Source organism: Bradyrhizobium sacchari (assembly GCF_002068095.1).
In the GTDB taxonomy this organism is placed as follows: domain Bacteria; phylum Pseudomonadota; class Alphaproteobacteria; order Rhizobiales; family Xanthobacteraceae; genus Bradyrhizobium; species Bradyrhizobium sacchari.
Window position 1 is genome coordinate 407,469 of the sequence record NZ_LWIG01000012.1, and the last position, 4,902, is coordinate 412,370.

Consider the following 4,902-nt stretch of genomic DNA (forward strand, 5'->3'; position numbering starts at 1 on the left):
CGGCGGCCGCCTGCGCGGCGGTGAGGAGGTTGCCTGAAATCAGCGTGTTGATTTCGTTCGCCACCGCACCCTGCACGGTCGGGCCGTTGGCGGCGATGGCGAGCAATTCGGTCATCGCCTGCGTGACGGTGAGCCCGCCGATCAGGGTATTGATCTCGCTGACAGCCGCGGTCTGCATCGCGGTCGAGCCGGTTGCCGCCAGCGTGGCCAGCACGCTCAAGGCCTGGGTCGCGGTGATCTGGGACGCCGTCACCGCGTTGTTGATGTCGGTGATGAGCTGCGCGGGCGTAGCGAGGATTTCCAGCTCGTGCGCCGCCGCCGAGGCCGCGGCCGCATTGGTGCCGACCGACATGCCGAGCAGGATCGCGACCGCTTGATCGGACGTGAGGCCCGATGCGGCGACCGCATTGCCGATGTCGGTCGCCGCACTGGTGGCCGCAAGCGCGCCGGCCGCGATCAGCCCGACGATCGAGCCGCCGGCCGCGAATTGCACACTGAGCGAGCCTTGCGCGGCAATCCCCGCCAGCAACGCCACCGCCTGATCGCCGGTCAGCGACCCACCGTGCACCGCCGTGGCGATGTCGGTCATGGCCTGCGACATGGTGATGACTGAATCCGCGATCATCAGATTGATGTCGCCGATAACCGCCGACTGGATGCTGCTGTTGCCCACGTGCGCGAGCTGCGCCAGCACGGCAAACGCCTGATCGGCTGTCGCCGCCGTGATGGTCGCGTTGCCGACCAGCAGATTGATCTCGCCAGCCACCGCCGACTGCATGGTGCTGTTGCCGCCGCTCGCGAGCTGCGCCAGCAAAGCGAGCGCCTGAGTGACCGTGATCGATGACGCGCCCAGCGCGCCGTTGATGCTGGTCATGACCTGCGCGGGCGTCAGGGTCGTCTGCAGCGCCGGGTCGCCACTCGACGCCATCCCGATCTGGATGTTGAAGGACTGGTTGGCCGTGACGATCGACGGGACTGCGGCCGCGATTTCGGCCGTCGCCGCATTGGCGGTCAGAGCGCCCGACGAGACCAGCGCGGCGAATTCGGCGCCGATGGCGACTTGCGTCGTTACGCTGCTCTGGCTTGCGAGACCGAGCAGGATGTTGGCCGCCTGCGCGCCACTCAACACCATCGACGCGACGGCCGCGTTGATGTCGGCGATCGCGCCGGTGAACGTGATGGTGTTGTTGCCGATCAGCGCGGCAATCTCCGCACCGACTGAACTCTGGGTCGAGGCGTTGCCGGCCGCGGCGAACGCCGCCAGCACCGCAAGGCCCTGATCCCCCGTGATGGCGCCGGCGTAGATCGCGGTGTTGATGTCGTTGAAGGCCGAGGCGGCGAATTGGATCTGAGTGAGGCTCAGCATTTCCTGCGCAACTACGCCGATGTTCGCGCTGTTGCCGTTGACGAGCATGCCGATCAGCACGCCGAACGACGCATTGGCAGCGCCGGACGCAGCGCCGACCGCGGCGACGAGCGCGGCGGCATCGGACGCGCTGACACTGCCGGCCTGGATCAGCGCGTCGATCTGGCCGCCGACCAAGATCTGGGCGCCGATGCTGATGGATCCGGCACCGACCAGTAGCTGAACCGCCTGAGCGCCGGTCAATTGATGGGAATTGACCGCGGCAGTGATATCGGCTGTCACCTGGGTGAGCGGGAGCCCGTGGGCGGCTGTCAGAGTGGCGAAGACGCTGCCGATGGTGTTGAGGTAGACGGTGCTGTTCGCGCCGCTCGGTACTTCGGCCGCCAGCACCAGCAACAGGGCCGCCTGCTGCGTGACGTTGAGCGCGGCGTTGTTGTTGACGGCAGCGCTCAGCGCGACATTGAACGACACGAACTGGCCGCCACTGACCATGGACCAGATGGTATTGGCGACGAGCGCATTGAGCGCCGGGTTGTTGTAGGCGGCGAGCGCTCCGAGCGCTGTCGCCATCTGGGGTTGGGTAATCGGCGCGACCAGCGACGACAATTGTGCAATGACGGCGCTCTGCAAGCTCGCATTGCCGCTTGCAGCCGAGAACATCATCACCGGGATGGCTGGCAAGATGCTGGCCGGCGTGATGGTGTCGGTGGTGCCGAAGATGTCCGCGACCGCCTGGGTGGCGGTCACGGTGCCGGCCGTGACCATCGCGGCGATATCGGCGCCGACAGTGGCCAGCACCGTTGCGGACCCGGACTCGGCGAGATATGCCAGCAACGAGATCGTCTGGTCCGCGGTCAGGGTACCGGCGGTGCCCGCGGCGGCGACGTCGGCCACCACCTGCGTGGCGGCGACCTGGTTCGCGGCAATCAGCGCATTGATGGCGGTGAGCGCGAAGGCCTGCATCGCCGCCGTCCCGCCGGTGAGGAGACCGATCAGCGCCGTGGTCGCCTGGTTGCCGCTGATGTAGCCGCCGCTCACCAGCGCGGTGATTTCGGTCGCAGCGGCGTTTTGCACCGCCAATGAGGCCGGCGCCGCGAGATCCGCCAGCACGTCCACGGCTTGCGTCGCCGTGAGGACCGACGACGCCACCGCGTTGCCGATATCGGTCATCAGCAACGCCGTGGTGATCTGGTTGTTCGAGATGAATGTGCCGAGTTCAGCCCCGACAGCCGCCTGCATGCCGGTGACGGCCGCGAGCTCGAGCAGGACGCTGACCGCCTGCGGGACCGTCATCGCCGCGCTGTTGACGGCCGTGGTGATGTATTGGGTCGCCTGCCCGGGCACGCCGAGGCCGGCCATGACGACGGCGGCGGCGCTTGCGGTCGCGCTGCTACCATTGAGCGCTATGCCGGCGAGGATATAGAACGATTCGTTGCTGTTGATGGTGCCCGGGGCGAGGCCCCCGACCTGCGCAATGGCGGCGCTGGCTGTGATGGCGCCGGACTGGATCAGCGCGGCGATGTCCTGGCCCGCGGCGAGTTGCGCCGCAATGGAGCTCGCCACATAGGCGAACGCGTTGATCGCCTCCACCGCCGTCAGCTGGCCGTTGCCGACCGCTGTGACGATGTCCGCCACGGCCGCCGTCGCGGCGATCTGCGAGGGAACCAGCGCCGCGAGCGCCTGATAGATTCCTGTCGGCCCGAGCGGCGAGTTGGGATTGACGTTGCCGGTAATGCCGAGCATCGCCGCCAGCAAGGTGATGCCCTGGTCGGCGGTGATCGCGCCGTTGCTCACCGCCGTGGTCACGCTATGAGCGGCCTGCTGCATGTTGAACGTCTGGGCGTTCAGCAGAGACACGATGGCCGCTGCCACCGCATTGTCGAGCGTCAGGCTGTTGTTCGACGCAAATCCGGCCAGCACGATCACCGCCGTCGCCGGCGTGAATCTCGACGAGATCAGCCCAACGATGTCGTTGATCGCGGCGGTGTTGGAGACCTGCCCGGCCGCAACCAGTGCGCCGATGGTATGCGACACGAAGTTCGTCGTGAACGACGCCACACTGCCGCCTTCGCTGCCACCAGACCCGGTGAAGACGCTGGTCAGCCCCGCGATCGCCTGCACGGCCGTGATCTTGCCCCCGGTGACCAGCGCGACGATCTCCGCCGACACCGCGGTCTGCGTGCTCGTCGACCCCAATGAGCCGAGATTGGTCAGCAGGTTCACGGCCGCGGCTGCGGTGATAGCTGAGGCCGTAACGGCGCCGTCGACCGCTGCGGTGATCTGCGTCGCCGAGACCTGGCCAGCGCTCAGCAATGTCGAGATTTCCTGGGACATCATCGTTTGCCAGGAGAACCCCTCGCCGGGCGACGACGGGATGACGGAGAGCTCTACGAGAATGGGCAGCGCCTGCGGCGCCGTGATGGCGGACGCGTTCAGCACCGCGATGATGTCGAGGCGCGCCTGCCCCGGCGACACCAGCGTGCTGATGTCCGCGACGGCCGCACTCGTGGTCGCGGCATTGCCGCTGACAGCCATGCCGATCAGAATGTTGAAGGTCTCGGCTGAGGCGAGGCCCCCGATCGCTGTAATCGCAGCGCTGGCGGTGATCGCGCCGGTCTGGATCAGCGCGGCAATCTCGGTGCCGGCGGCGACCTGCGCGTTGATGGACCCGCCGGCAATCAGGCTGATAAACGCCGAGATGGCCTGCGCCGCAGTCAACTGACCACCGCCCACGGCCGTGACGATGTCCGCCATGACGGCCGAGAGGGTGAACGAACCCGAGACCAGCTGACCGAGCGCCGTGATGATCGCCGCCTGATTGGTCGCATTGGTCCCGACGGCGCCCAGCATCGACGCGAGCAGCGCCGCGGCCTGGTCGGTGCTGATGGCCTGGGTGCTGACCGCCTGCGTCACGTCCGCGATCGCGGAGGTGATCGACAACGCGCCGCCGCCGACCAGCGACAGAATCGTGCCGGCGACCGCATTGTCGAGCGCGGCGTTGTTGCTCGCAGCGAGGCTCGCGAGGAAGGTCACGGCGGTATCGGCCGGGAAGGTCGCCGAAATCAACGCGGCGATGTCGGCGTTGATCTCCGCGCGCACCGACGCATTGCCGCTCGCCGCGACGTTCATCAGCTGCACGATCGCGAGTTCGATCGACGCAACACTGCTCGTGTTGGTCGAGCGGGTGATGGCGGCGACCGCATTGGTGGTGGAAATCGAGGCCGAGCCGATCAGCGCCGCGATCTCGGCACCGGCCGCGGCCTGCATGGCGGTCGATCCGGCACTGGACAGCATGTTCAGCAAGGAGACGGCCTGGTCGGCGGTCAGGACATGCGCGGTCACGGCGGCCGCGATGTCGCTGACGGCCTGAACGGCCGTGATCTGGTTCGCGCCCACCAGCGCGTTGATCTCCGCGACCACGAACGCCTTCATCGCCGTGGTGCCGCCGGGGAAGAGCGCCGTCAGCGCGTTGACCGCCTGATTCGCCGTGATGGTCGTCCCCGTCACCAGCGCGGCGATCTCCGCCGTCACGGCGG

General features: G+C 67.6%; 1 protein-coding gene. It reads right to left on the minus strand.

The window, feature by feature from the left end:
- On the minus strand, positions 1-4,902 hold a 4,902-nt coding region (locus tag A5906_RS42580; RefSeq protein WP_161495404.1), incomplete at both ends, for a beta strand repeat-containing protein.